This window comes from Clavibacter sp. VKM Ac-2873 (assembly GCF_015351075.1).
Classification (GTDB): domain Bacteria; phylum Actinomycetota; class Actinomycetes; order Actinomycetales; family Microbacteriaceae; genus Clavibacter.
Genome location: NZ_JADKRS010000004.1, coordinates 164,489 through 190,261, shown reverse-complemented (window position 1 = coordinate 190,261; position 25,773 = coordinate 164,489). Strand labels below are relative to the sequence as shown.

The following is a 25,773-nucleotide window of genomic DNA, read 5'->3' as shown; positions in this document are numbered from 1 at the left end:
GGCGGGATCGGAGGATCAGCCCTCTGCGGACTCGAGCTCGGCGAGGTACCTGCGCCAGGTCGCGCCGTGCTCGACCTCGCACGTCGTCCAGTCGACCGGGCGGCCGTGCACGAGGTCCTCGAGGAGGTCGAGGTGCAGGCGCCAGCTCGCCTTCAGCACGTTCGCGATGCCGGCGGGGAGGTACCCGGAGACCGTGACGCCGAGCTCCGTCTGCCGGTCGCGCGGACCGCCGGCCACCTCCTGGAGGCGGAGGAGGAAGCGCGCCGAGACCTCGCCCTCGTGCACGAACGTGTAGTCGATCGCCCGCCCCTCCTCGAAGCGCGTGATGACGCCGCCGGAGGCGGAGGCGAGGCTGCGGTCCGGCTCCGTCATCCACTCGAACCAGAAGTCGCCGCCGTCCATCTGCTCGATGGACGCCTCGGCGAGCCAGCCGGAGACCATGTCGGCGTCGGAGACCGCGTCCCACACGATGAGCGCGGGCAGGTCGATGAGCCGGCGGAAGACGAACTCGTACGGGAGGAAGACCGTGTTCTCGCGCGCCTCCGAGAGGAAGGCGCCGGGCAGAGAGGGGAACCGGGTGCGATAGGACTCCTGCTCACCCGCCTGGCCGTCGTCGAGGCCGGCGGAGGCGGGCATCCCCTCGTCGAGCTCGCGGGAGGCGAGGCGCGACTCGGCGGCGTCGGTGTGCTCGAGGGCGGTGGCGCCGCCCCGTCGGGAGGGCGTGGCGCCGTCGGCGCGCGGGTCGGACGCCTCGCGGGGGGCCTGTCCGGGGGTGTGTTCGGGATCCACACGCCGAGCCTAGGTGCGGACCGCGGGTGCGGTCCGTGAATTCCACACAGGTGGCAGGGCATGGTGCTCCCGGCGCGATGCCGTCCCCGGGCCGCGCGTCATGCGGGCGCCCGCGCGGCCGCCCGTATCCTGGACGCCGGTCGACGGGCGGATCCGGGACCGGGACAGGACGAAGATGCCTCGCACGCTCGCGCTCGCCGTCGACTTCGGCGGCACCAAGGTCGAGTCCGCGCTCGTGGACGACGCCGGCCGCGTGCTCGAGGGCAGCCGCTTCCGCGGTCCGACGGGGCCCGAGCGATCCGCCGACGAGCTGCTCGACGCCGTGCTCGGGGTCGCCCGCCAGGCGCTCGACGCCCTCCCCGACGACGCCGAGCTCGTCGGCACGGGCCTCGCGGCGGCCGGTCCCGTCGACGTGCCGCACGGCCTCGTCTCGCCGCTCAACGTGCCCGCCTGGCGCGACTACCCGCTGCGCGACCGCCTCGCCGAGCTCACGCCCGACGTGCCCACGACCCTGCAGATGGACGGCCTCGCCATCACGCTCGCCGAGCACTGGGTCGGCGCCGGCCACGGCCACGACCACGTGATGGGGATGATCGTCTCCACGGGGATCGGCGGCGGGCTCGTGCTCGGCGGCCGCACCGCCGCGGGATCCACGGGCAACGCCGGCCACGTCGGCCACGTCGAGGTCGCCGGCTTCGACGACCCGTGCACGTGCGGCGGCCGGGGCTGCGTCGAGGCGATCGCGTCGGGACCGAAGAGCGTCGCGTGGGCGCGCGCGCAGGGATGGACGGGATCCACCGGCGAGGACCTCGCCACGGCCTACCGGGACGGCGACGAGATCGCGGTGCGGGCGGTGCGGCGAGCGGGCCTCGCGATCGGCCGGGCCATCGCGTCGGCGAGCTCGCTCGTGGACCTCGACGTCGTCGCGATCGGCGGCGGGTTCAGCCGCGTCACGCCCGACCTCTTCGACATGATCCGCGAGCCCATCGCCCTCCGCGAGCAGTTCGGCTTCGTCACCAAGACGCGCGTGGTGCCCTCCGGCCTCTCATCGGACGGCCCGATCATCGGCGCCGGCGCGCTCGTGCACCGCCGGGAGGTGGTCCCGAGCTTCTGACGGCGGACGCGGGAGCGGGTCAGCGCCCGCGGACGGCCTCGCGCGGCGCGCGGTCCCAGGTGTCCTCGAGCATGCGCGGCCGGGCGAGGTAGAAACCGGAGGCGGATGCGACCGCGACCATGACGAAGAGCATGAGCAGCGGCACGGTCCAGCCGCCGGACAGCTCGTGCAGCACGCCGAACATGAGCGGGCCGATCGCGCCGATCGAGTAGCCGATGCCCTGCACGAAGCCGCTGAGCGCGACCACTCCCCCGTGGGTGCGCGTGCGGAGGTTGATGAGCACGAAGACCAGCGGGAACAGCAGCGGGCCGGATCCGGCGGCGGCCACCCAGAGGAGCGGGGCGGCGGCAGGCGCGACCAGGAGGCCGACGTAGCCGACGACGAAGAAGAGCACGCCGACCTGGATCAGGATGCCGACGTTCCGCATGCGCGCGGCGAGGAGCGGCATGACGATGGCCGCCGGCAGCCCCATGAACCCGAAGACGGCCAACAGCGCGCCGGATGCCACGGGCGACTGCCCCGCGGTGTCCTGCAGGAGCGCGGGCAGCCACGCGAACATCGCGTACGCGTTGAACGACGACGCGGCCTGGATCCCCACGAGGGCCCACGCGACCGGCGAGCGGAAGACGCGGCCGGTGATGGCGGCGGGCGCCTCCTCCACCTGGTCGAGCGCGGCCGCGGCGGCGCGATCGCGGAGGGTGTCGCGGTGGTGGTTCACCAGCAGCGCGACCCACGGCACGAGCGCGACGACCGCGACCGCGGCCCACGCGCCGATCGCCACGCGCCAGCCCGCGCTGTCGGCCAGCGGCGCGGCGACGAGCGAGGGCACGCCCGTGCTGATCGAGAGCATCACGGTGGTGAGGGAGGTGAGCGGCCCGATCCGCCCGGGGAAGTACTTCTTCACGAGCGGCGGCAGGAGCACGTTGCCGAGGCCCATGCCCGCGAGCGACAGGACCGTGCCGACGCCGAAGACGACCACGGTGTCGGATCCGGCGCGCAGCAGGTGCCCGACGACCATGGCCACGAGGCCCACCACCACGGTGAGCTCGAGGCCGATGCGGCGGGAGATCGCGGGCGCGAGCAGGCCGAACAGCGCGAAGCACACGGGCGGCAGGGCGCCGAGGACGCCGATCGAGACGCTGTCGAGCGGCACGTCGCGGCCGATCTCGTCGACGATCGGCGAGAAGACGGCGACGGCCGTGCGGAGGTTGAGGGCGACCAGCACGATGCCGACCAGGGCGAGGAGCGCACCCGCGCGGGGAGCTGCGGGAGTCGTCGTCACCACCAGATTCTACGGCGGCCGGAATAGGCTCTCGGCCATGAGCGAGATCTCCCGGCACCTGCCCCTCAGCCAGCGCCCCTCCGAGCCCGAGGCGAAGGTGACGGGGGTGTGGAGCGAGGAGATCGCCGACGTCCTCGACCGCACCGCCGACCTCCTCGCGTCCCTCGACGCCGACGGGTGGGAGGCCGCGAGCATGTGCGACGGCTGGAGAGTCCGCGACGTCGCCGGCCACATCGTCTGGCGGGTCGGCGCGAGCAACGCCGCCATGCTGCGCACGGCCGTCGGCTCGATGCGCCGCCGCCCGCACCTCAACCCCATGCACGTGATGGACGACCTCAGCGCCGACGAGGCCGCGCGCTCCCCCGAGGACCTCGTGGCCCGGATCCGCGCCATCGCCGCCGACAAGCGCGCGGGGAAGGGCCGCAAGCGCCTGACCGAGCTGCTCGAGGTGGTCGTGCACGCGTTCGACATCGCGCACGCGCTCAAGGTCGATCTGGAGCTCGACCACCGCTCGACGGGCGCCGTCGCCGTCGCGCGCGCCGCGATCGCCCCCGCGCAGGTCCGCGGGGTGCTGCGGGCGCGCACGCTGCGCGCGTCGGACGCCGGCTGGAGCGTCGGCCACGGCCCCGCGATCGAGGCGACCGCGTCGACGCTGATCATGTACCTCTTCGGCCGCACGCCCCGCCCCCAGGGCGACGCGGCAGCCCCCGCGGAGGACGGCGGCTCCGGCGCCGCCTAGGAGCCGAGCACGGCCCGCGTGCGCACCACGTCGTCCGTCATCTGCGCGATGAGCGGCTCGCGCCCCTCGTAGGCGACCATGCCGCGGATCCTCGCGACGAACACGACCTCGACCTCGTGGTCGTAGAGGTCGAGCGTCTCGTCGAGGACGAACGCCTCGACGACCCGCGGCCGCTCGCCCGCGAAGGTCGGGTTGGTGCCGACGGAGATGGCCGACGGGTACGTGCGGTCGCCGTCGCGGAGCCAGCCCGCGTAGACGCCGTCGGCGGGGATGAGCCCCTCGGCCTCGGGCGACAGGTTCGCGGTGGGGAAGCCGAGCTCGCGGCCGCGCTTCTCGCCGTGCACGACGACGCCGCGGACGGCGGGCGCCCGGCCGAGGAGCTCCGCGGCGGCCTCGACGTCGCCGCGGTCCATGAGGTCGCGGATCCACGTGGACGACACCTTGCGGCTGCCGTCGGGCATGACGTCGCCGACGACGACCGTGCGGAAGCCGTGCGCGTCGCCGAGGCGCGTGAGCGTGGCGGCGTCGCCCGCGCCCTGCGCGCCGAAGCGGAAGTCCTCGCCCACGAGCACGACGCGGGCACCGAGGGCATCGACCAGCACCGAGCGGACGAACTCCTCCGGGCTGAGGCGCTGGAGGCGCTCGTCGAACGGGAGCATGAGGGTCGCGTCGACGCCGAGCTCGGCGAGCAGCTCGATCTTCTGCCGGTTGCTCACGAGGCTCTGCGGCCGCGCGGCGGGCGCGAGGAGCGCGGCGGGGTGGCGGTCGAACGTGACCACGGCCGACGACAGTCCCTCGTCGGCGGCGATGCCGATGAGGCGCCGGATCACGGCGCGGTGCCCCGCGTGGACGCCGTCGAACTTGCCGATGGTGACGGCGCTCGGCCCGAAGCCGCCCGGCACCTCGGCCGGGTCGTGGACGACGAGCACGGTCAGCGGTCCCCGGCCACGCGGCGCTCGTCGACGGCGCTCACGCGCGCGCGGCCGCCGCTCCGGAGCCACCACAGGCCGAGCACCGGCAGGACGAGCGGGATGAACACGTAGCCGTAGCCGTAGACCGACCACACGCTGTCGTGCGGGAAGAGCTGGGAGTCGACGAGGCTCAGCGTGCCCACGACCAGCACGCCGACGAGCTCGAACGCGATGGTGGCGAACGCGATCCGGTACCAGCGGCGCGCGGCCTCCGGGGTGCGCGCCGGGGCGACCAGCGCGACGGTCGCGACGATGTACACGACCGCGGCGAGCGCGGAGAGCGCGTACGCGACGGGTGCCTCGTCGAACTTGGTGAGGATCTGCGTGACCGAGCGGCCCGTGGCGGCAAGGGCCAGCAGCCCGTAGAAGAAGACCAGGACCCGTCCGAGACCGGTCATGCGCGAGGTACGGGAGTCAGTCATGGCACCTGCGATTATCCCCTACCCGAGGGAGAGGGCGGTCACGCGGACTGGACGTTCCAGATGACGTCCATCCGGTAGACCATGATCGCGATGGCCAGGCACGACGCCCCGAGGATCACCGTGCTCCAGCGCGTGCGCTCCACGAGCGCCCAGAACATGGCGAGCGGCGGGATCAGCAGCCCGCTCAGCAGGTAGGCGTAGTACTCGACGAGGCTGCCCGACGGCGGGTTGCCGACCGCGGGCGCGACGATCGCGACCACGAGCTGCGCCACGAGGAGCACCTCGACGAGCGCGGTCGGGCCCATGGTGAGGTCGCTGGGCTTGCGTCCGACGGCGCCGAGCACGAGGCACAGGACGCCCGCCACGACCGCGACGGCGATCTGCGCGACCGTGAACCAGGCGATCATGACGCGCCCGCATCGTCGGCGGGGAAGTTGACGATGGACGTGCCGGTGCGGCCGCGGAAGGCGACGAGCCCCACGAGCCGGCCGTCGGGCGCGACCGCGGCGAGCGGATCCTCCGTCGGCGCCTCGTCGGGCGTCGTGAGCTTCTTGCCGTGCCCGAGGTCGACGGCCTCCTGGTCGGTGAGGTGCAGCACGTCGAAGAGGCGCGCGGCGGCGTCCGCCGGCGGGATGAGGCGGTCGGCGACGACCATGTCGTCGACGGCCACGGCGTCGTCGACGTGGAAGGGACCGACGCGCGTGCGGCGGAGCGCCGTGAGGTGCCCGCCGACGCCGAGCGCACGGCCGAGGTCCCGCGCGAGGGCGCGCACGTACGTTCCCGAGGAGCAGGTGATGCGGACGTCGAGGTCGAGCTGCGCGCCGTCCTCCTCGCCCTCCTCGGCCTCGACCGCGTCGAAGCGCAGCACGTCGAACGCGGAGACGGTGACCTCGCGCGCGGCGAGCTCGACCTCCTCGCCGGCGCGGACGCGGGCGTAGGCGCGCTTGCCGTCGACCTTGATGGCGCTCACGGCGCTCGGCACCTGCGAGATGGTGCCGCGGAGGTCCGCGATGGCGCGCTCCACGTCGGCGACGGCCAGGTCGCGGATCCGCCCGGGCTCGGCGCGGGAGACGACCTCGCCCTCCCGGTCGTCCGTCGTGGTGGCGCGGCCGAGGCGGATCGTCGCGAGGTACTCCTTGTCGAGGCCGACGAGGTAGGTGAGCAGGCGCGTGGAGCTGTTGACGCCGAGGATCATGAGGCCGGTCGCCATCGGGTCGAGCGTGCCGGCGTGCCCGACCTTGCGGGTGCCGGCGAGGCGACGCGTGCGGGCGACGAGGTCGTGGCTCGTCCACTCCCCGCGCTTGTCGATGAGGAGCAGGCCGCTCGCGGTGGAGGGCGCGGCGCGGGGGGTCGGGGTTTCCATCGCCCACCATCATGCCGTGCCGAGGTGCCCGCCCGGCTCCCTCGGAGGCGCCCGGCCTAGGATCGGAGCCGTCGGAGGAGGACGTGTGCGGATCGGTGTCTTGGGGGCGGGCGCCGTCGGCGGCACCCTCGCCGCGCTGCTCGAGCGCGCCGGCCACGAGGTCGACGTCACCGCGCGCGGACCGCACCTCCGGGCGATCCAGGACCGCGGGCTGCGCCTCGCCGGCGGCTACGGCGACCACGTCGCGCGCGTCGCGGCGGCCGAGCGGCTGGGCCGTCCGCCCGAGCTCGCGATCGTCGCGACGAAGATCGCCGACGCCCGCGACGCCATGACGGAGAACGCGGGCTGGCTCCGCGGGATCCCGGTGCTCGTCGTGCAGAACGGCCTCTCCGCGGTCACGATGGGCGTCGAGTGCCTGCCGCGCTCGCAGGTCGTCGGCGGGCTCGCCCTCGCGGCGACGTCGCTCACCGAGCCGGGGCTCGTCACCGTCACGTCGCCCGCGGGCATCCAGATCGGCACGGCCGACGGCCCGCAGGGTGCCGGCGTCGCCCTCGTCCGCGAGGTGCTGGATCCCGTCATGCCCGTCACGGTCGCCGCCGACTTCCGCGGAGCCCAGTGGACCAAGCTCGTCATCAACGGGATCAACGCGGTGCCGGCCGTCACCGGCCTCAGCGTGCAGGCGGTCATCGCCGAGCCCGTGCTGCGGCGCATCGTCACGCGCGCCATGCAGGAGACCGTGCGCACGGGCCTCGCGCGCGGCGTGACGTTCGGCCGGCTCGGCGGCCTCACCCACCGGAGGCTCCGGCTGTTCGCGTCGCTGCCGCTCCCCCTCGCCGAGCGCCTGCCGGTCTCGCTCGCCCGGAACATGGGGCAGGTGCCGAACCCGGGGTCGACGCTGCAGAGCATCCGCCGCAACCGCCCCACGGAGGTGGACCACCTCAACGGCGCGGTCGCGGCCCTCGCGCCCGGCGCCGGGCAGGACGCGCGCGTCAACACCGCGCTGGTGCAGCTCGTCCACGGCGTGGAGGCCAGCGGGCGGCACATCTCCCCCGCGGAGCTCGCGCGGCTCGTGCCGCGCTGATCCGGCGCTCGCGCGGCGACGCCCGGGCGTCGGGGCGGGGCGGGCGGCGCGGGCCTCAGCAGCTGTCGGCGAAGACGCGGCGCGGGAGCTCGGGATCGGCGACGTCGACGATCATGGTCGCGGCCCGGCGCGGGTTCACCTGGCGGACGTAGCGCGCGTGCGCTTCCTGCGCCGCGGAGCCGGCGTCGCCGCCTTCGGTCGCGAGCGGCTCGTCGGGCAGCAGGAGGTAGACGACGGCGTTCCACAGACCGCGCAGCTCGGGGACCTGGAGGGCGTCGCCCGCGACGATCAGCACGGCGTCGTCGGGGGCGTCGGTCACGGCGTCGCCGGCGGGGCGCGACGCGAACTCGCCGCCGGCCTTGCGGAACGGCCGGACGAGCCCGTCGCGGAGCGCGTCCGCGTCGGCGACGCCGCCGTCGGGCGCGAAGTCGGCGGCCGCGGCCACGTAGGCCCCGCGTCCGTCCTGGCGCAGCACGTCGGCGAGGTCGTGCGCGAATGCCACGGGATCCGCGAGCGGACCGCCGTCGACGGCGAGGAAGGCGCGCCCCCGGCCGTAGTTGTGGAGGAACTCGTCCGCGAGCGAGGCCAGGACCTCGGCGCAGGAGGCGCGGTACAGGGGCATGCGCCGAGCCTAGGCTCATGGTCTCGTACGCTGGCCGGATGCCGGAGACCGCCATCGCCCCCCGGATCACCGCGTGGTTCCGGGAGAACGCCCGCGACCTGCCCTGGCGGCGCGAGGGGTTCGGATCCTGGGGCATCCTCGTCAGCGAGTTCATGCTGCAGCAGACGCCCGTGGTCCGCGTGATCCCGCGGCTCGAGGAGTGGCTGGCGCGCTGGCCCGAGCCGGCGGCCCTCGCCTCGACGCCCGCGAGCGAGGCCGTCCGCGCGTGGGGCCGCCTCGGCTACCCGCGGCGCGCGCTCAACCTGCACGCGTGCGCGGTCGCGATCGTCGAGCGGCACGGCGGCGTGGTGCCGGAGGACGTCGACGCCCTCCTCGACCTGCCCGGCGTCGGCCCGTACACGGCGCGCGCGGTCGCGGCGTTCGCGTTCGGGCACCGGCACCCGGTCGTCGACGTCAACGTGCGCCGCGTGCTCGCCCGAGCGGTGGCGGGCCAGGGCGATCCCGGGCCCGCGCGCACCGCCGTCGACCTCGCCGCCATGGAGGCGCAGCTGCCCGACGACGTCGCCGAGGCGCGCCTGTTCAACGCGGGCGCGATGGAGCTCGGGGCGGTGGTCTGCACGGCTCGTGCGCCGCGCTGCGATGAGTGCCCGGTGCGCGACCTGTGCGCGTGGCGCGCCGCCGGGTACCGAGCCTACGACGGGCCGGCGCGCGTCGTGCAGAAGCGGTACGAGGGATCCGACCGCCAGGTGCGCGGCCTCCTGCTCGCCGAGCTCCGGTCGAGCCACTCCCCCGTGAGCGCCGCCGATCTCGCGACCGCCTGGCCGGAGCCCGTGCAGCGCGGACGCGCGCTCGACGGGCTGCTCGCCGACGGGCTCGCGGTGCGCCAGCCCGACGGCACGTACGCGCTGCCGAGCTGACGCACGGCGTCCGCCCGACGCGGACGCCGGCCGGCCGGGTGGATCAGTGCGCGGGCGCGTACCCGGGCGCCGAGCGGTCGACGTCGTCGCCGTCCTCCTCGTCGTCGTCGTCCTCGTCCTCGTCCTCCTCGTCCTCCCCGATCACGCGGGGCTTGACGTACGGGTCCTCGTCGCCCGCGTAGACGCCGGCCTTCGCCTGCGCCTGCACGTCGGCGTCGCGGCGGCGCGCCTCCTCGAGGAGCGCGTCGATCGCGGCCGCGTTCTCCGGCACGCCGTCGAGGATGAACTCGAGCGAGGGCGTGAGGCGCGCGGTGATGTTCTTGCCGACCTCGCTGCGGAGCATGCCGGTGGCGGACTTGAGGGCGGCGGCCGTATCGGCGCGCTCCTCGTCGGTGCCGTAGACCGTGTAGAAGATGCTGGCGTGCTGCAGGTCGCCCGTGACGCGCACGTCGGTGACGGTCACGAATCCGAGACGCGGGTCCTTGATCCCCCGGTCGAGCTTGCGCGCGACGATCTCCTTGATGCGGTCGGCCATCTTCCTGGCCCTCGCGTGATCGACCATGGTCGACGTCCTTCCGTGACGGATGCGGCCGGGCGAGCCCCGGCGTCGTGCTCGTGCCCCGCGGGTCGCGGGTGCAGCCGGACAGGAGCGCCCGGGTCGTGCTGGTGCCCCGCGGGTGGCGGGAACGACCGGACGCGAGCGCCCGGGTCGTGCTGGTGCCCCGCGGGTGGCGGGACGGGGAGGGCCCCGCTCCCCTGGTGGGGAGCGGGGCCCGGATCGGCCGGGGTCAGACCCGCGGCTTCTCCTTCATCTCGATCGTCTCGATCTCGTCGCCGATCTGGATGTCGTTGAACTTGCCGAGGCCGATGCCCGCCTCGAAGTCCGTGCGGACCTCGGACACGTCGTCCTTGAACCGGCGCAGCGACTCGATGGCCAGGCTGTCGCCCACCACCACGCCGTCGCGGATGACCCGCGCCTTGGCGTTCCTGGTGATGGTGCCCGAGCGGACGATGACACCCGCGATGTTGCCGAACTTGGAGGAGCGGAACACCTCGCGGATCTCGGCGACGCCGGACTGGACCTCCTCGAACTCGGGCTTGAGCATGCCCGTGAGGCTCGACTCGATCTCCTCGAGCGCCGAGTAGATGACGCTGTAGAAGCGGATGTCGACACCCTCGCGCGCCGCACGTGCACGGGCCTTCGGGTCGGGGCGGACGTTGAACCCGATGATGATCGCGTTGTCGATCGTCGCCAGGTTGACGTCGCTCTCGGTGACCGCTCCGACGCCGCGGTGGATGATCCGCAGCTGCACGGAGTCGTCCACCTCGATCTTCATGAGCGACTCCTCCAGCGCCTCGACGGCACCGGACACGTCGCCCTTGATGATGAGGTTGAGCGACTCGACCTTGCCCTCCTCCAGCGCACGCGTGAAGTCCTCGAGGCTGATGCGCTTGCGGGCCTTGGCCAGCTGGGCGTTGCGCTCGACGGCCTCGCGCTTCTCGGCGATCTGACGGGCGGTGCGGTCCTCCTCGGTGACGAGGAAGGTGTCGCCCGCGCCGGGGACCGACGAGAGGCCCTGGACCTGGACGGGCCGCGAGGGGTACGCCTCGTGGACCGCGTCGCCGTTCTCGTCCATCATCGCCCGGACGCGGCCGTAGGCCGTGCCCGCCACGATGGCGTCGCCCACGCGGAGCGTGCCCGACTGGATGAGGACGGTCGCGACCGCACCGCGGCCCTTGTCGAGGCGCGCCTCGATGGCCACGCCGCGCGCGTCCTTGTTCGGGTTGCTGCGCAGGTCGAGCCCGGCGTCGGCGGTGAGCAGGACGGCCTCGAGGAGGTCGTCCACGCCCTTGCCGGTGAGCGCCGAGACGTCGACGAACATGACGTCTCCGCCGTACTCCTCGGCGACCAGGCCGTACTCGGTGAGCTGCTGGCGCACCTTGGCGGGGTTGGCCCCCTCCTTGTCGACCTTGTTGACCGCGACCACGATCGGCACGTTCGCCGCCTGGGCGTGGTTCAGGGCCTCCACCGTCTGCGGCATGATGCCGTCGTCGGCCGCGACCACGAGGATCGCGATGTCGGTGACCTGCGCACCACGGGCGCGCATGGCGGTGAACGCCTCGTGGCCCGGGGTGTCGATGAAGGTGATGGCGCGCTCGTAGCCCTCGTGCGGCGCCCAGACCTGGTACGCGCCGATGTGCTGCGTGATGCCGCCCGCTTCGCCCTCGATGACGTTGGCGTTGCGGATGGCGTCGAGCAGGCGCGTCTTGCCGTGGTCGACGTGGCCCATGACGGTGACGACGGGCGGCCGGATCTCCAGCACGTCGTCGTCCTCGTCCTCGAGCTCCTGGTCGAGGTCGATGTCGAAGCCCTCGAGCAGCTCGCGGTCCTCGTCCTCGGGGGAGACGACCTGGATCTTGTAGCCGAGCTCCGTGCCGAGCACCTCGAAGGTGGCCTCGTCGAGCGACTCGGTCGCCGTGGCCATCTCACCGAGGTGGAACAGCACGGTCACCAGGTTGCCGGGGCTCGCGTCGATCTTGTCGGCGAAGTCCGAGATGGACGCGCCGCGACGCAGGCGGACGATGGTGTTGCCGTCGCCGCGGGGGACGCTGACGCCACCCAGCGACGGGGCCTCGCGCAGCTCGAACTCGGCCCTCTTCGTCCGCTTCGACTTGCGCGACTTGCTCTTGCCGCCACCGCGACCGAAGGCACCAGCGGTGCCGCCGCCGGGGCCGCGGCCACGGCCGCCGCCACCGGGACGACCCGCGAAGCCGCCGGCCGGACGCTGGAAGCCGCCGGCTGCGGGGGCGCCGGGGCGTCCCGCTCCGCCGGGCGCGCCGCCGGGACGACCCGCACCCGCGGGACGCTGGCCGAAGCCGGCCGGGCGCGCGCCCTGGCCGACGCCGCCGGGACGCGGGGCGCCGGGGCGGGGGGATCCGGGACGGGGCGCGGCCGGACGGGGGCCTGCGGCTCCCGCGGCGGGGCGCTGGCCCATGCCCTGGTTGCTCGCGAACGGGTTGTTGCCCGGGCGGGGCTTGGTGCCCATGCCCTGGTTGCTCGCGAACGGGTTGTTGCCGGGGCGCGGGGCCGCCGGGCGCGGGATCCCGGGGCGCGGGATGCCGTTCGAGGGGGCGGGCGCGCTGCCGGAGTCCGCACGCGGGGCGCTCGGGGTCTCGGCGGCCGGGGCGTCGGGGGTGGCCGACGCGGCCGACTTCTCGGCCTGCGCCTTCTCCTCCGCGGCGGCCTTGCGGCTCGCCTCGGCCTGCGCCTGGCGCTCGGCGACGGTCAGCGGCTGCGCCGGGACCGGCACGTCGGACGCCTCGGGAGCCTCGGGCTCGGGTGCGGCCGTGGGCTGCGGGCCGGGGGTGGGACGGCCGCCGGGCTTGGGCGCCGACGAACGGCTCCCGGGGCGCGGGGCGGAGGACGGCGCGGCAGCGGGTGCCGCGGCCTGGCCGGTGAGACCGGCTGCCTCGAGCGCCGCCTTGAGCTTGCGGGCCACGGGGGGCTCGATGCTCGACGACGGTCCCTTGACGAACTCGCCCATCTCCTTGAGCTTGGCGAGTGCGGTCTTGCTGTCGACGCCGATCTCGGCGGCGATCTCGTGTACGCGTGGTTTTGCCACTGTTCTCCTGTCTGGGGGTCCTCTCCCAGGCAGGAGGGGACCGCTAGTGCTGGACGGATCTCATTTCGAGCCGCTCATTAGTTGTCCATGTGCCGTTCAGCCTGTTCTCTCGGATGCTCGCGCGCTCGGCTGGGCCGCGAGCCGCTCTCGTAGTCCCCCAAGAGCTGCGGGGTCGAGCGCCACGTCGCTCCGCAGGGCCCGCCCGAAGGCACGCCGCGCGATCGCTCTGTCGATGCACTCGATGGTCGGATGGATCCACGCGCCCCTGCCGGCCATCACCGCGCGCTCGTCGAGGACGAGGGAGCGGGTGGAGGTGTCGGCGACGATCCGCTGGAGAGCGGACCTCGGGGCACGCCGACGACAGCCGACGCACGTTCTTACCGGATCCATACTACCCCCTGCGTCCGGCGGCGGGGAGGCCGGGTCCCGGCGGGCGGCGCTCAGTCGTCGCCCTCGAGGATCGAGTCGGGCTGGATGTCGATCTTCGCGCCCGTGAGCTTGGCGGCGAGTCGGGCGTTCTGCCCCTCCTTGCCGATGGCGAGCGACAGCTGGTAGTCCGGCACGAGCGCGCGCACGGCCTTGGTCGCCTGGTCGATGACGAACGAGCTCGTGACCCGGGCGGGCGAGAGCGCGTTGCCGACGAACACGGGCAGTGACTCGGAGTAGTCGACGATGTCGATCTTCTCGTCGTTGAGCTCGGCCGTGACCGCGCGGACGCGCTGGCCCAGCTCGCCGATGCAGGCGCCCTTGGCGTTGATGCCCGGCTCGGTCGCGCGCACCGCGATCTTGGTGCGGTGGCCGGCCTCGCGGGCGAGCGACACGATCTCGACGAGACCCTGCGCGATCTCCGGCACCTCGAGCGCGAACAGCTTGCGGACGAGCGACGGGTGCGTGCGCGAGACCGTGATCTGCGGGCCCTTGGCCCCGCGGGAGACGCTCGTGACGTAGACGCGCAGGCGCGAGCCGTGCACGTACTTCTCGCCGGGCACCTGCTCCTCGGGCGGCAGGATCGCCTCGATGGTGCCGAGGTCGACGTGGATCATGCGGGGGTTCGGGCCCTGCTGGATGACGCCGGCGACGATGTCGCCCTCGCGGCCCTTGAACTCGCCGAGGATGCGGTCGTCGCCGATGTCGCGCAGGCGCTGGTTGATGACCTGCTTGGCGGCGAAGGCGGCGATGCGGCCGAAGTCGCTCGGGCTGTCCTCGGACTCGCCGATGACGAGGCCGTCCTCGTCGAGCTCGGGGACGTGCACGGAGACGTGGCCGGACTTGCGGTCCAGGTGCACGCGGGCGGGGGGCACGCCGTCGGCGACGGGCTTGGCGTCGGCCTGGTCGGTGTGCTTGAGGTAGGCGGTGAGGATGGCCTGCTCGATGATCGAGACGAGCTCCTCGAACGGGATCTCGCGCTCGCGCTCCATCAGGCGCAAGACGCTCAGGTCGATGTCCACGGTGCGACTCCTCTATTCGGTTGGAAACACTCGAGGCTACCCGACCGGGAGGGGTCGGGCAGCCTCGAGCGGGGGCGCGGTGCGGATCAGCGGTCGGCGGTGAGCGCGCCCACGACGTCGGCGAGCGCGAGCGGGGTGCGCTCGTTCGTCCGGCGGTCCCAGAGCTCGGCCATGCCGTCGACGGCGCCGCGGCCGACGATGACGATGGTCGGCACCCCGATGAGCTCGGCGTCGCCGAACTTCACGCCGGGCGAGACCTTGGGCCGGTCGTCGAAGAGCACGTCGAGGCCGGCGGCGTCGAGCGCGTCCACGAGCTCCTCGCTCGCGGTCCTGACGCCCTCGTCCTTGCCGGTCATGACGACGTGCACGTCGAACGGGCTGATGGACGCGGGCCAGAGGAGGCCGCGGCCGTCCTGCGTGGCCTCGGCGACGAGCGCGAGGTTGCGGGTGATGCCGATGCCATAGGAGCCCATCGTGACGGTGACGAGCTTGCCGTTCTCGTCGAGCACCTTGAGGCCGAGGGCCTCCGCGTACATGCGGCCGAGCTCGAACACGTGGCCGATCTCGGTGCCGCGCGCGGTGCTGATGGGGCCGGATCCGTCGGGCGCGGGGTCGCCGTCGCGGACGTCCGCGGCCTCGACCACGCCGTCGGGCGTGAAGTCGCGGCCGGCGACGAGCGAGAGGACGTGCTTCCCGGCGACGTTGGCGCCCGTGATCCAGGAGGTGCCGTCGACCACGCGGGGGTCGACCACGTAGCGCACCTTCGTGCTGGACGTCGATCCGAGGACGGGGCCGTCCGCCGACCACGGGCCGATGTAGCCCTTCACGAGGCCCGGCTGCTTCGCGAGGTCGCCCTCGGTGGCGGGCTCCACCTCGGCGGGGAAGAAGGCCACCTCGGCGCGCTTGAGGTCGATGTCACGGTCGCCGGGGATCCCGACGACGACGAGCTCGCGCGTCCCGTCCAGGTGGGTGAGCGCGAGCACGATGTTCTTCAACGTGTCCGCCGCGGTCCAGGCGCGGCCGTCCTCGCGGGGCTCCCGCGCGTTCGCGAGGTCGACGAGGGTGGCGATGGTGGGGGTGTCGGGCGAGTCGAAGACGCGCGCGGCGGGCTGGCCCTCGACGGGGATCGCGTCGGGGACGAGGGTGGTGAAGGCCTCGACGTTGGCCGCGTAGCCACCGGGGCTGCGCACGAAGGTGTCCTCGCCGATGGGCGTGGGGTGCAGGAACTCCTCGCTCTTGGACCCGCCCATGGCGCCCGCGTCGGCGGCGACGATGACGTACTCGAGGCCGAGGCGCTGGAAGATCCGCTCGTAGGCGTCGCGCTGGGCCTGGTAGCTCACGGCGAGGCCCGCGTCGGTGTGGTCGAAGGAGTAGGCGTCCTTCATCGTGAACTCGCGGCCGCGGAGGATGCCGGCGCGGGGGCGGGCCTCGTCGCGGTACTTGTCCTGGATCTGGTAGATCGACAGGGGCAGGTCCTTGTAGCTCGAGTAGAGGTCCTTCACGAGCAGCGCGAAGAACTCCTCGTGCGTGGGCGCGAGCACCATGGGCGCGCGCTTGCGGTCCTCGAGGCGGAACATCCCGGGCCCGTACTCGTCGTAGCGGCCGGTGGCCTGGTACGGCTCGGCGGGGAGCAGCGCGGGGAAGTGCACCTCCTGGGCGCCGATGCGCTCCATCTCCTCGCGGACGATGGCCTCGACCTTGTTCTTGACGCGGAGGCCGAGCGGCAGCCAGGCGAAGATGCCGGGGGCCTGGCGGCGGATGTAGCCGGCGCGCACGAGGAGGCGGTGGCTGGCCACCTCGGCGTCGACGGGGTCTTCCCGGAGGGTGCGGACGAAGAGCTTCGAGAGGCGTGTGGACACCGGATCAGCCTAGCGATCCGCCCGGGCCGGCTCCGCGCGCGGCGGCGTACGAGAGGCGCAGGCGCTCGAAGCCCTCGTCGAGGGAGACGGCCGGCGTCCAGCCGAGCGCGCGGCGGGTCTCCCGCTGGTCGAACCAGTGCGCGGTGGAGAGCTGCTCCGCGAGGAAGCGGGTCATGGGCGGCTCGTCGGATCCGGGGCGCACGGCCCAGACGCGCTCCACCGCTCCCCCGGCGGCGTGGGCGAGGGCGGCGGGCACGCGGATCCGGGGCGCGGGCACGCCGGCCGCGCGGCACATGCCGGCGAGCAGCTCCGCCACGGGACGCGGCTCGCCGTTCGTGACGACGTAGGCGCGGCCGTGCGCGGTGTCCGCTGCGTCGAGCGCGGCGACGATGGCATCGGCGGCGTTGTCGCGGTAGACGGTGTCGATGAGGGCGGCGCCGTGGCCGAGGAGCGGGAGGCGGCCGCGGGCGGCGCGGTCGACGATGCGGGCGACGAGCTGCGGGTCCCCCGGGCCCCAGACGAGGTGCGGGCGGACGGCGAGCACGCGCATCGTGGGGTCGTCCGCGGCCAGCGCGATCAGCTCGCCCTCGGCCTTGGTGCGGGCGTAGTCGCCGCGCGCGCGGACGGGATCCGCGGGGCCGGCGCCGTCACCCGTGATGGAGAGGCCCGTGTGCGCGACCGACGGCGAGGAGACCTGGACGAACCGCGTGACGCCGGCTGCGCGGGCTGCCTCGAGGAGCGAGCGGGTGCCCTCGACGTTCACCGCGCGGAAGTCGGCCGGATCCCCCGCGAGCGAGACCTTGGCGGCCAGGTGGATCACGGCGTCGACCCCGTCGACCGCGCGGACGACGGCGGCCGGGTCGGTGACGCTGCCGCGGAGGTCGACGACGGCTCCGGGCACCGGCGCGGTGCCGGTCCCCGCGAGGCCGGACGGCTGGCGCTGGAAGGTGCGGACCGCGTGCCCCGCGGCGGCGAGGCGCTCGGCGACGGTGCGGCCGAGCATGCCGCTCGCGCCCGTGACGAGGACGATCACGGGGCGCTCACGCGGCCGCCCGCGAGGATCCCGGCAGCCCAGCGGCCGAGCCCCGCGCGATCGACCTTGGAGTTGTGGCGGACGTCGGTCGGCAGGACGGGGACGACGATCACCGCGGCGACCGGCAGACCGACCGCGGCGCGCACGGCGGACGCGAGGTCGGGGTCCGCGAGCCCGACGCGCCGCGCGGCCGGCGCGGTCTCGACGACGAGCACGAGCTGCTGCACGCCCGCGGGTCCGACGCCCACGGCGGCGGCTCGCCCGACGCCCGGCGCGGACTCGGCGCGCTGCTCGGGGCCGACGGGCGTGAGCACGCCGTGCGATGCGGTGATCACGTGCGGCAGCCGGCCCTCGACCCAGAGCGCGCCCGTGGCGTCGAGGTGGCCGACGTCGCCGGTCCGGTGGCGGCGGATCCCGTCGGCCGAGTCGCGGCGGGCCGCGCGGTCGGTCACGTGGATGCGGTCGTACCTGTCGTGCTCGTGCGGCGCGGCCACGACGATCTCGCCCGTGACGCCGGGCGAGTCGGTGAGCGCGCCCGTCGCGGCGCCGTCGGCGCCGAGCGGGCTGATGCGGACGGCGACCGGGCCGACGGGCGCGCCGACGCAGACGCCGGCGTCGCCGCGGAGGGCTGCCGCGCGGATCCCCTCGAGCGTCACGTCGGTGAGCAGCAGCCCCTCGGTCATGCCGTAGGGGGTGTGGACCTCGGCGGCGGGGACGAGCGCGGCGGCGCGCGTGAGCAGGGCCTCCGAGAGCGGGGCGCCCGCGGAGAGCAGCGAGCGGACACGGGCGAGCGCCGCGCGGTCGTCGACGGTGAGGTCGCCCGCGGTGGCGACGACGTTGGCGAGCGCGGCCGGCGACGCGAAGACGACGGTCGCGTCGGCGGCGCGGGCCGCGGCGGCCAGGGCCGACGCGGTGAGGTCGCGCGGCCGGGTCACGTCCATGTCCGGCGTGACGCTCGTGGCGCCGAGGGCGGGGCCGAGCAGCGCGAACGGGGCGAAGCCCGCGACGAGGCCGGTGCCGACGCCCACGTCGAAGCGGGAGCCGAGGGTGTCGCGGAGGGCGGCCAGCTGGCGGTTCGTGTAGACGACGCCCTTGGCGGGGCCGGTGGATCCCGAGGTGAACAGGATCGCGGCGTCGTCGTCGGCCGCGGGCTCGGGCGGCAGGACCTGCGCGCGGCCCGCGCGGGCGATCTCCGGCAGGCTCGCCGCGACGCCCAGCGCCCGGGCGACCGGCGGCGCGAGGGTGGTGACGGAGATCCTCTCCCCCGGCCAGCGGAGGGCGCGCGCGAGGGCGAGGCCCGCGGGGATGCCGACGACCATGTCGGGCCGGGATCCCGCGACCGCGCGCCCGAGGCCCTTCACGCCGAGGCCGGCGTCGGCCACCACGACGATCGCGCCGATGCGCAGGCACGCGTAGAGGAGGGCCGTGAGGTCGGCGCCGGGCGGCACGAGGAGTGAGACGCGGTCGCCGGCGCGGAGCCCGCGGGCGTGGAGGCCCGCCGCGATCTCGCGGACGCGGCGCGCGAGCAGCCGCCACGAGACGGTGCGCGGCGAGCCGCCACCGCGCGGCGCCATCTCCACGAGCACGGGTGCGTCGCTGTCGCGCAGCTCCTCGAGGAGGGCGCCGAGCAGGCGGACCGGTGCGGCGTCGGGGGCCTGCGACGGAGCGGGACGCGCGGCGGGACGCGCGGCGGGCGCGGATCCCGGCGCGATCCGGTCCGCGAGCCAGTCGAGCGCGGTCGACGCGTAGTCGTGGTCCTCGGCGACGAGGTGGCCGGCGCCCTCGACGCGGTGCACGTCGGCGTGCGGCAGGCGCTCGAGGAGGTCGGAGAGGTAGACGTCGGAGAAGATCGGGTCGCGCGGTCCCCAGACGAACAGGGTCGGCAGGTCGAGGTCGCGGAGGCCCTCGGCGATCGTGGTGAGGGTCGCGTGGCTGGGGTGCGCGGGGCCGACGGGGATGTCGGCGACGAAGCCGCGGATCCCAGCGCGGCGGTCGGCGCCCCGGTACGGCGCGGCGAACGCGCGGCGCACGGCCGGCTCGAGCGGGGGGTGCGCGAGCGCGAGCGTGGTGGCGAGGAAGCCCGGCGTGCCCCGCGTGGCGGCGTCATGGATCCCCGTGGCGAGCGCCAGGCGCAGCGGCCACGGGATGGGCACGCCCTCCTCCTGGTGCACGGCCGTGTTGAGCGCCATGACCCCGGCGAGCACATCGCGGTTGCGGAGCGCCCAGCCGAGGCTGACGACCCCGCCCCAGTCGTGGCCGAGCGTGACGACGGGCGCCGTGGCGCCGGATCCCGAGAGCCCCAGCTCGTCGGTGAGCGCCTGCAGGTCGTCGAGCCGCGTCGGCAGCGTGCGGGCCGTGCCCGTGCGCTCGGAGAAGCCCATGTCGAGCTGGTCGACCGCGACCACGCGCCATGCCGGCCTCGACGGATCCCGCTCGGCGCGCGCCAGCGACTCCGCCGCGATGCGCCGCCACAGGTACGACCAGGTCGGGTTGCCGTGCACGCACAGGATCGTGCCGGCGACGGGCGCGCCCGTCGCCGCCAGCCGCTCCCCCGTGTCGAGCAGGTGCCAGCCGTGCCCGCCCGCGCGCACGACGCGCGACCAGGCGGGGTCGAGGCCGGGCAGCGGCCGACCGTCCGGCCCGGCCGCGGGGAGGGTCGCCGGCGCGGTCGCGGCCGATGCGCTCACGCCGCGGCTACCAGAGGATCTCGGTCATGGCCGTGTTGAGGCCGGAGCCCACGCCCATGCAGAGCACGCGGTCGCCGCGGCTGAGGCTGTCCGCCTGGTCGGCGAGCGTGATGGGGATGCTCGCGGGTCCGACGTTGCCGTAGCGCGGGTAGGTGAGCGGCACGCGCGACTTGTCGAGCTTCGCCGCCTTGACGATGGCGTTGGTGTGCACGTCCGACACCTGGTGGAGGATGTATCGGTCCATGTCCGACCAGTCCCAGTCGTCCTGGGCGGCTTCCTTCCACGCGTCGACGACGAGCTCCATGCCGCCGCGGAGGAGCTCCTTCGTGTCGGTGAACATGCCGTCCACGTCGCCGATGCAGAGCTCGTGGTGCTGGGTGGCGGCGCGCGTGACGCCGCCGAGGATCCGGTGGCCCTCGGGGTGGTCGCTCGTGCGGCCGAGCACCGCCGCCGCCGCGCCCGCGCCGAGCGTGAGGCTCGGGAACTCGCTGAGGAAGTCGGCGCGGGTGGTCTCCGGGCGGAGCAGGCGCGCGACCGTGTTGTGGCGGATCTCGCCGGCGTCCTCGCCGTCGACGATCATCGCGTAGTCGATCTGGCCCGAGTCGATGAGGTGGCCCGCGAGCGTCATGGCGTTGACGAAGCCGAGGCACGCGTTGGCGATGTCGAAGTTGAGGGCGGACGACGGCAGCCCGAGCCCGTTGTGGATGCTCACGGCGACGCTCGGCTCGAGGTGCGCGCGCGTCACCGACGTGTTGATGAGCAGCCCGATCTGCGACGGCTGGACCCCGGCCTGGGCGAGCGCTTTGCGGCCGGCCTCCGTGGCGGCGGCGTCGAAGGACATCGACGCGTCCCAGTTGCGGCGCTCGAGGACGCCCGCGACCCGCTGCAGCAGTCCGGTGGGGAGGCGGAGCCGGGAGAGCACGGGCTTCAGGCGGTCGTCGATCTCGACCGACGTGACGGTGTGCGGGGCGAGGACGCTGGCGAGCCCCAGCAGGGAGGTGTTCCGATGCCGGAAAGTGGCGTTACCGTTCAACAGCATCCTCAGTTCGTGGGGCGGTCCGCCGGGCGGACGACTAGCAGAGCCTACGCGCAGCCGGCGCGCGCGGGCGCACGGCCGCCGCGCGGTCGGGTGGGGAAGGGTGGGGCTAGACGAGGATCTCGGGGCTGCCGATGGATCCCGCGGGCATCTCCGCGGCGAGGCGGTTCGCCTCCTCGATGAGCGTCTGCACGATCTCGGCCTCGGGCACGGTCTTGATGACCTCGCCCTTGACGAAGATCTGCCCGCGGCCGTTGCCGGACGCGACGCCGAGCTCGGCCTCGCGGGCCTCGCCGGGTCCGTTGACGACGCAGCCCATGACGGCGACGCGCAGCGGCACGTTGACGTGCTTGAGGCCCTCGGTGACCTGCTCGGCGAGCGAGTAGACGTCGACCTGCGCGCGGCCGCAGCTCGGGCAGGAGACGATCTCGAGCTTGCGCTCGCGGAGGTTGAGCGACTGCAGGATCTGCAGGCCCACCTTCACCTCCTCGGCCGGCGGCGCGGAGAGGGAGACGCGGATCGTGTCGCCGATGCCCTCGGAGAGCAGGATCCCGAACGCCGTGGCGCTCTTGATGGTGCCCTGGAACGCGGGGCCGGCCTCGGTGACGCCGAGGTGCAGCGGCCAGTCGCCGCGCTCGGCGAGCAGGCGGTAGGCCTTCACCATGATGACGGGGTCGTTGTGCTTGACCGAGATCTTGAAGTCGTGGAAGTCGTGCTCCTCGAAGAGGCTGGCCTCCCAGACGGCCGACTCGACGAGCGCCTCGGGCGTGGCCTTGCCGTACTTCTGCAGCAGGCTCGGGTGCAGGGATCCGGCGTTGACGCCGATGCGGATCGAGGTGCCCGCGGCCTTGGCGGCCTTCGCGATGGCGCCGACCTGGTCGTCGAACTTGCGGATGTTGCCGGGGTTCACGCGCACCGCGCCGACACCGGCGTCGATGGCCGTGAAGACGTAGCGGGGCTGGAAGTGGATGTCCGCGATGATCGGGATCTGGCTCTTCTTCGCCAGGATGTGCAGCACGTCCGCGTCGTCCTGGTGCGGCACCGCCACCCGCACGATGTCGCAGCCGGTGGCCGTGAGCTCGGCGATCTGCTGGAGCGTCGCGTTGATGTTGGTGGTCTGCGTCGTCGTCATCGACTGGACGCTGACCTGGGCGTTCCCGCCCACCTTGACCTTGCCGACGCTGATCTGACGGGTCTTGCGGCGGGGCGCGAGGACCTCAGGGACCTTCGGCATTCCGAGATTGACTGCTGGCACGGGAAGAGCCTACGTCCGATTCCTGCGCGCCCGGTGCGTCGGGGGCGCGGACGGGTCAGGCGGTGGGCGGCGTCGGGCGCTGGGCGCAGTCAGGTGAGGCGGACGGGGTTCACCAGGTCGGCGAAGATCAGCAGGGCGCTCATGGCGCCGAAGACGATCACGACCACGAACGTCAACGGCATGAGCTTCGCGACGTCGACGGGTCCCGGGTCGCGCCGGCCGAAGGCCTTGGCGGACGCCCGGCGGATGCCCTCCACGATCGCGCCGAGCACGTGTCCGCCGTCGAGCGGGAGCAGCGGCAGGAGGTTGATCATCCCGAGCGCCACGTTGAGCGAGGCGACCAGGCCGATCATGGCCGAGGCGCGCGCGGCGACGGGCGTCTGGTCGAGGCTCGCGATCTCGCCCGCGACGCGGCCCACGCCGACGACGCTCATGGGGCCGTTCGGGTCGCGCTCGCCGCCGCCGAACGCGGCACGGCCGACGTCGACCAGGCGCTGCGGCAGGTGGAGGATCAGGTTGCCGACCGCGGCCATGTTCTCGCCCGTCGTCGTGAAGGCGGCGGAGAGCGGCTGCTGCTGCACGGCCTGGGTGGGGCTGAAACCGATGAGGCCGACCTCGCGCGTGACGGGCATCCCCTGCGCGTCGACCTCGGGCGCGCCGCGCTGGCCGATGACCGCCTGCTGCGTGAGCACGGGCGTGATGGCGAGCGTCTGGCGGGCGCCGTCGCGCTCCACGACGACGTCGAGCTCCGTGCCCGCGGAGACCTGGACCGTGCCCGTGACCTGGTCCCACGCGGTGATCGGCGTGCCGTCGATGCTCACGATCGTGTCGCCGGGCTGGAGGCCGGCCGCGGCGCCCGGTGCCTCGGGGGCGCCGGCGGGGCAGGTGGCGGCGTCGGCCGACGCGGTGGATCCGGCGGGCACGATGCACGCGTTCACCTGGCCGACCGTGGTGGTGGGCGTCGTGACGCCGAAGCCGCAGAGCACGATCGCGAACAGCACGATCGCCAGGAGGAAGTTCATCGCCGGCCCGCCGAGCATGATGACCATGCGCTTGAGCACGGGCAGCTTGTAGAAGGCGCGGTCCTCGTCGTCGCCGACGCTCTCGGCGCTGGCCTGGCGGGCGTCCTGCACGAGGAGGTCGAAGAAGCCGCGGCCGGCGCGGTCGTCGCCGTCGGGGGCGGCCGGGGATCCGGCGGCGTCGGCGCCGCGGCGGGCGTCGGGCCCGACGAGCTGCGCGATCCCCGTGCTGCTGGTGCCGGCGCGCGAGCTCTGCGGCGGGAACATGCCGATCATCGAGATGTAGCCGCCCAGCGGGATGGCCTTCACGCCGTACTCGGTCTCGCCCTTGCGGCGGCTGAAGACGGTCGGCCCGAAGCCGATCATGTACTGCGTGACGCGCACGCCGAAGAGCTTCGCGGGCACCAGGTGCCCGACCTCGTGGAGGCCGATGGACACGGCGACGCCGACCACGATGATGAGCACCCCGAGGATGTAGAGGAAGACGCCGTCCATGGTGGGAGAGGCTACCTCCCGCACCCTGGGCGGACGCCGCCGTGGCGCGGATCCGGAGGCGACGGGGGCGCGGCGCGTACGGAGGCGGGCGGGCCCCGCCCAGGAGCCCCGGGCTAGTCTGGGAGACCGTGACGAGAGGTGCGCCCATGCCCGGAGAACGGCCCGACCCGCTCGCCGGCACCCTGCTGGCCGGCCGCTACCGCATCAGCGGCCTGCTCGGACGCGGCGGCATGGCCACCGTGTACCGCGCATCCGACGAGACGCTCGGCCGCGAGGTGGCCGTCAAGGTCTTCGCGACCGACTCCGCCGACCCCGCCGAGGTCGAGCGCCAGGAGGGCGAGGTGCGCATGCTCGCGGGCCTCAGCCACCCGGGTCTCGTGACCCTCTTCGACGTGGGCGACGACCTGGTCGGCGACCGCGCGCTCGCCTTCATCGTGATGGAGATCGTCGACGGCACCACGCTCGCCGAGCGCATGGCGCAGGGTCCGCTGCCCGGTCCCGAGGTCGCGCGCATCGGCGGGATCCTCAGCGACGCGCTCGGCTACATCCACCGCCGCGGCGTCGTGCACCGCGACGTGAAGCCCGCCAACGTGCTGCTCGCGCGCCCCGAGGAGGACGACGAGCCGGCCGCCGCCAAGCTCACCGACTTCGGCATCGCGCGCCTCGTGGACGGCACGCGCCTCACGTCGACGGGATCCATCGTCGGCACCGTCAGCTACCTCAGCCCCGAGCAGGCGCTCGGCGAGGACGTGGGCGCGCCGACCGATGTGTACGCGCTCGGCCTCGTGCTCCTCGAGTGCCTCACCGGCCGCCGCACCTTCCCGGGCACGGCCGCCGAGTCCACCATGGCGCGCGTGGTGCGCGACCCGGAGATCCCCGCGCGCCTCGGCGCCTCGTGGGTGGACCTCCTCGGCCGCATGACCCGACGGGATCCGGCGACGCGGCCCACCGCGCGCGAGGTCGCCGCGGAGCTGCGGACCGGGCGCGCGCCCGGGTCCGCGGTGGAGGCGCCGACGGCCACGTCGACGCGCGTGATGCCGGCGACCGCGGCGGCCGGCGCGGCCGGCGCGGGTGCGGCCGCCGCGGCCCTCGCGCCGTCCGCGGATCGGGACGCCCGGACCGAGCGGTTCGCCGCCGCGTCGACGCCTCCCGCGCGCGGCGCCGACCCCACGGCGGTGGCCTCCCCCGCCGCCGGCTCCCCCGCGGATCGCGTCCCGGCGAAGCGCCGCGGCAGCCGGGCCCTCAGCATCGCCGTCGTGTCCGTGCTCATCGCGGCAGCCGCCGTCGTGGGCGTCGTGACCATCCCCCTGCTGTCCGACCGCGACACGTCGTACCCGTCCGTCCCCGGACCCCTCGGCGCCAGCCTCGAGGAGCTGCAGAAGAGCGTGGAGGACGCCCCGTGATCCGCACATCGACCCGCCGGACGCCCGGTCCCGGACGCCGCGCGCTCCGCGGGCGCGCCGCCCTCGGCCTCGCGACCGTGACCACCGCCGTGCTCCTCCTCGCCGGCTGCGCGGGATCGTCGACGCCGGCGGACCGCGCCCTCGACGACCTGCAGCAGCGCACGCAGTCGGTCACGCAGTCGTCCGCCGACGGCGACTACGCCAAGGCGCTCGCGCAGCTCGAGGAGCTGCGGGCGGCCGTCGAGGCCGACCTCGCCGACGGATCCATCGACCAGGCACGGCACGACGAGGTCATCGCGCGCATCGACGAGGTGCGCACGCAGCTCGAGGCGGCCCGGGACGCGGCGACGACCCCGACGCCCTCGCCCTCGCCGTCCGTGAGCCCGTCGCCGTCGCCGTCCCCCTCGCGGACGCCGACGCCGTCGCCCACCCCGAGCCCGACGCGGACCACGTCGCCCACCCCCTCCCCCAGCGCGAGCCCGACGCCGGGCGACGACGGACCGGGCGCCCCTGGCGCCGGGAACGGCGGCCCCGGCAACCCGGGGAACGGCAACGGCGGGGCCGGCAAGCCGGGGAACGGCTGAGCCGGGGATCATCGGACCCGGGCTCCGCGTG

At 74.4% G+C, this 25,773-nt stretch carries 23 protein-coding genes; 6 read left to right on the top strand and 17 right to left on the bottom strand.

What is annotated here, in order from left to right; genetic code table 11:
* Positions 1 to 15 precede the first annotated feature (15 nt).
* Positions 16 to 789 carry an SRPBCC domain-containing protein gene (locus ITJ44_RS12635; RefSeq protein WP_194635903.1) on the bottom strand — a complete coding sequence of 258 codons (774 nt, stop codon included), beginning with the start codon at positions 787 to 789 and terminating at the stop codon, positions 16 to 18.
* 175 nt (positions 790 to 964) lie between these two features.
* Between ITJ44_RS12635 and ITJ44_RS12630 the strand changes: the two genes are divergently transcribed.
* The gene (locus ITJ44_RS12630; RefSeq protein WP_194635902.1) at positions 965 to 1,903 is read left to right on the top strand and encodes an ROK family protein; all 939 of its coding nucleotides are present in this window, start codon (positions 965 to 967) and stop codon (positions 1,901 to 1,903) included.
* Positions 1,904 to 1,922: 19 nt separating this feature from the next.
* Here ITJ44_RS12630 and ITJ44_RS12625 read toward each other — a convergent pair whose 3' ends face one another.
* Positions 1,923 to 3,185, bottom strand: coding sequence for a CynX/NimT family MFS transporter (locus ITJ44_RS12625; RefSeq protein ID WP_370551693.1), 1,263 nt, complete (start codon positions 3,183 to 3,185; stop codon positions 1,923 to 1,925).
* A 37-nt stretch (positions 3,186 to 3,222) separates the two neighbouring features.
* On the opposite strand from ITJ44_RS12625, the gene ITJ44_RS12620 reads away from it, so the two are divergent.
* Positions 3,223 to 3,924 carry a maleylpyruvate isomerase family mycothiol-dependent enzyme gene (locus ITJ44_RS12620; protein WP_194635900.1) on the top strand — a complete coding sequence of 234 codons (702 nt, stop codon included), beginning with the start codon at positions 3,223 to 3,225 and terminating at the stop codon, positions 3,922 to 3,924.
* On the opposite strand, the gene ITJ44_RS12615 is transcribed toward ITJ44_RS12620, so the two are convergent.
* Genes ITJ44_RS12615 through truB form a run of 4 tightly spaced genes read right to left on the bottom strand, consistent with a single transcriptional unit; the run spans position 3,921 to position 6,680 of the window.
* Complete coding sequence (locus ITJ44_RS12615) at positions 3,921 to 4,853, bottom strand: bifunctional riboflavin kinase/FAD synthetase (RefSeq protein WP_194635899.1); 933 nt, start codon at positions 4,851 to 4,853, stop codon at positions 3,921 to 3,923. The genes ITJ44_RS12620 and ITJ44_RS12615 overlap by 4 nt on opposite strands.
* 2 nt (positions 4,854 to 4,855) lie before the next feature.
* Entirely contained in the window at positions 4,856 to 5,317 is a 462-nt protein-coding gene (locus ITJ44_RS12610) for a hypothetical protein (protein ID WP_194635898.1), read from the bottom strand.
* 38 nt (positions 5,318 to 5,355) lie between these two features.
* Positions 5,356 to 5,724, bottom strand: coding sequence for a hypothetical protein (locus ITJ44_RS12605; RefSeq protein WP_194635897.1), 369 nt, complete (start codon positions 5,722 to 5,724; stop codon positions 5,356 to 5,358).
* The gene (gene truB, locus ITJ44_RS12600) at positions 5,721 to 6,680 is read right to left on the bottom strand and encodes a tRNA pseudouridine(55) synthase TruB (RefSeq protein WP_194635896.1); all 960 of its coding nucleotides are present in this window, start codon (positions 6,678 to 6,680) and stop codon (positions 5,721 to 5,723) included. The genes ITJ44_RS12605 and truB overlap by 4 nt, the downstream gene beginning before the upstream one ends.
* Positions 6,681 to 6,765: 85 nt before the next feature.
* Between truB and ITJ44_RS12595 the strand changes: the two genes are divergently transcribed.
* Entirely contained in the window at positions 6,766 to 7,761 is a 996-nt protein-coding gene (locus tag ITJ44_RS12595) for a 2-dehydropantoate 2-reductase (protein ID WP_194635895.1), read from the top strand.
* A 55-nt stretch (positions 7,762 to 7,816) separates the two neighbouring features.
* Here the strand turns inward: ITJ44_RS12595 and ITJ44_RS12590 are convergent, their stop codons facing one another.
* Complete coding sequence (locus ITJ44_RS12590; protein WP_194635894.1) at positions 7,817 to 8,383, bottom strand: hypothetical protein; 567 nt, start codon at positions 8,381 to 8,383, stop codon at positions 7,817 to 7,819.
* Between the two features lie 38 nt (positions 8,384 to 8,421).
* Here ITJ44_RS12590 and ITJ44_RS12585 point away from each other — a divergent pair, with 38 nt between their 5' ends.
* Positions 8,422 to 9,300: an A/G-specific adenine glycosylase gene (locus ITJ44_RS12585; RefSeq protein ID WP_194635893.1), complete on the top strand. Its 879-nt coding sequence runs from the start codon at positions 8,422 to 8,424 to the stop codon at positions 9,298 to 9,300.
* Between the two features lie 43 nt (positions 9,301 to 9,343).
* Here the strand turns inward: ITJ44_RS12585 and rbfA are convergent, their stop codons facing one another.
* The 10 genes from rbfA to ITJ44_RS12535 form a co-directional block, all read right to left on the bottom strand.
* Positions 9,344 to 9,862 (bottom strand): 30S ribosome-binding factor RbfA, encoded by a 519-nt coding sequence (rbfA, locus tag ITJ44_RS12580; protein ID WP_194635892.1) that lies wholly within the window; start codon positions 9,860 to 9,862, stop codon positions 9,344 to 9,346.
* A gap of 226 nt (positions 9,863 to 10,088) precedes the next feature.
* Positions 10,089 to 12,923, bottom strand: coding sequence for a translation initiation factor IF-2 (gene infB / locus ITJ44_RS12575; protein ID WP_194635891.1), 2,835 nt, complete (start codon positions 12,921 to 12,923; stop codon positions 10,089 to 10,091).
* Between the two features lie 96 nt (positions 12,924 to 13,019).
* The gene (locus tag ITJ44_RS12570; protein WP_194635890.1) at positions 13,020 to 13,313 is read right to left on the bottom strand and encodes a YlxR family protein; all 294 of its coding nucleotides are present in this window, start codon (positions 13,311 to 13,313) and stop codon (positions 13,020 to 13,022) included.
* A 50-nt stretch (positions 13,314 to 13,363) separates the two neighbouring features.
* The gene (gene nusA / locus ITJ44_RS12565; protein WP_045528674.1) at positions 13,364 to 14,371 is read right to left on the bottom strand and encodes a transcription termination factor NusA; all 1,008 of its coding nucleotides are present in this window, start codon (positions 14,369 to 14,371) and stop codon (positions 13,364 to 13,366) included.
* 86 nt (positions 14,372 to 14,457) lie between these two features.
* Entirely contained in the window at positions 14,458 to 16,230 is a 1,773-nt protein-coding gene (locus ITJ44_RS12560; RefSeq protein WP_194635889.1) for a proline--tRNA ligase, read from the bottom strand.
* 4 nt (positions 16,231 to 16,234) lie between these two features.
* A complete protein-coding gene (locus ITJ44_RS12555; RefSeq protein ID WP_194635888.1) occupies positions 16,235 to 17,263 on the bottom strand; it encodes an NAD-dependent epimerase/dehydratase family protein in 1,029 nt (342 codons plus the stop codon).
* Positions 17,260 to 19,950, bottom strand: a complete 2,691-nt coding sequence (locus tag ITJ44_RS12550) for an alpha/beta fold hydrolase (RefSeq protein ID WP_194635887.1) — start codon at positions 19,948 to 19,950, stop codon at positions 17,260 to 17,262. Before ITJ44_RS12550 ends, ITJ44_RS12555 begins: the two co-directional genes overlap by 4 nt.
* Positions 19,951 to 19,957: 7 nt before the next feature.
* Positions 19,958 to 20,989, bottom strand: coding sequence for a 3-oxoacyl-ACP synthase III (locus ITJ44_RS12545; RefSeq protein ID WP_194635886.1), 1,032 nt, complete (start codon positions 20,987 to 20,989; stop codon positions 19,958 to 19,960).
* A 106-nt stretch (positions 20,990 to 21,095) separates the two neighbouring features.
* Positions 21,096 to 22,241, bottom strand: a complete 1,146-nt coding sequence (gene ispG, locus ITJ44_RS12540) for a flavodoxin-dependent (E)-4-hydroxy-3-methylbut-2-enyl-diphosphate synthase (protein WP_172405931.1) — start codon at positions 22,239 to 22,241, stop codon at positions 21,096 to 21,098.
* Positions 22,242 to 22,330: 89 nt separating this feature from the next.
* A complete protein-coding gene (locus tag ITJ44_RS12535; protein ID WP_194635885.1) occupies positions 22,331 to 23,755 on the bottom strand; it encodes an RIP metalloprotease in 1,425 nt (474 codons plus the stop codon).
* 146 nt (positions 23,756 to 23,901) lie between these two features.
* Between ITJ44_RS12535 and ITJ44_RS12530 the strand changes: the two genes are divergently transcribed.
* Together ITJ44_RS12530 and ITJ44_RS12525 are read left to right on the top strand one after the other, a co-directional pair.
* Positions 23,902 to 25,158, top strand: a complete 1,257-nt coding sequence (locus ITJ44_RS12530) for a serine/threonine-protein kinase (protein ID WP_194635884.1) — start codon at positions 23,902 to 23,904, stop codon at positions 25,156 to 25,158.
* The gene (locus tag ITJ44_RS12525; protein ID WP_194635883.1) at positions 25,155 to 25,742 is read left to right on the top strand and encodes a hypothetical protein; all 588 of its coding nucleotides are present in this window, start codon (positions 25,155 to 25,157) and stop codon (positions 25,740 to 25,742) included. The genes ITJ44_RS12530 and ITJ44_RS12525 overlap by 4 nt, the downstream gene beginning before the upstream one ends.
* The last annotated feature ends 31 nt before the right edge of the window (positions 25,743 to 25,773 follow it).

Excerpts from the sequence above, each read along its gene's own strand:
- ITJ44_RS12630 (WP_194635902.1), top strand. The coding sequence starts at position 965 with ATGCCTCGCACGCTCGCGCTCGCCGTCGACTTCGGCGGCACCAAGGTC.
- rbfA (WP_194635892.1), bottom strand. The coding sequence starts at position 9,862 with ATGGTCGATCACGCGAGGGCCAGGAAGATGGCCGACCGCATCAAGGAG.
- ITJ44_RS12590 (WP_194635894.1), bottom strand. The coding sequence starts at position 8,383 with ATGCCCCTGTACCGCGCCTCCTGCGCCGAGGTCCTGGCCTCGCTCGCG.
- ITJ44_RS12605 (WP_194635897.1), bottom strand. The coding sequence starts at position 5,724 with ATGATCGCCTGGTTCACGGTCGCGCAGATCGCCGTCGCGGTCGTGGCG.
- ITJ44_RS12570 (WP_194635890.1), bottom strand. The coding sequence starts at position 13,313 with ATGGATCCGGTAAGAACGTGCGTCGGCTGTCGTCGGCGTGCCCCGAGG.
- ITJ44_RS12610 (WP_194635898.1), bottom strand. The coding sequence starts at position 5,317 with ATGACTGACTCCCGTACCTCGCGCATGACCGGTCTCGGACGGGTCCTG.
- ITJ44_RS12535 (WP_194635885.1), bottom strand. The coding sequence starts at position 23,755 with ATGGACGGCGTCTTCCTCTACATCCTCGGGGTGCTCATCATCGTGGTC.
- truB (WP_194635896.1), bottom strand. The coding sequence starts at position 6,680 with ATGGAAACCCCGACCCCCCGCGCCGCGCCCTCCACCGCGAGCGGCCTG.
- ITJ44_RS12620 (WP_194635900.1), top strand. The coding sequence starts at position 3,223 with ATGAGCGAGATCTCCCGGCACCTGCCCCTCAGCCAGCGCCCCTCCGAG.
- ITJ44_RS12585 (WP_194635893.1), top strand. The coding sequence starts at position 8,422 with ATGCCGGAGACCGCCATCGCCCCCCGGATCACCGCGTGGTTCCGGGAG.
- ITJ44_RS12530 (WP_194635884.1), top strand. The coding sequence starts at position 23,902 with ATGCCCGGAGAACGGCCCGACCCGCTCGCCGGCACCCTGCTGGCCGGC.
- ITJ44_RS12545 (WP_194635886.1), bottom strand. The coding sequence starts at position 20,989 with ATGCTGTTGAACGGTAACGCCACTTTCCGGCATCGGAACACCTCCCTG.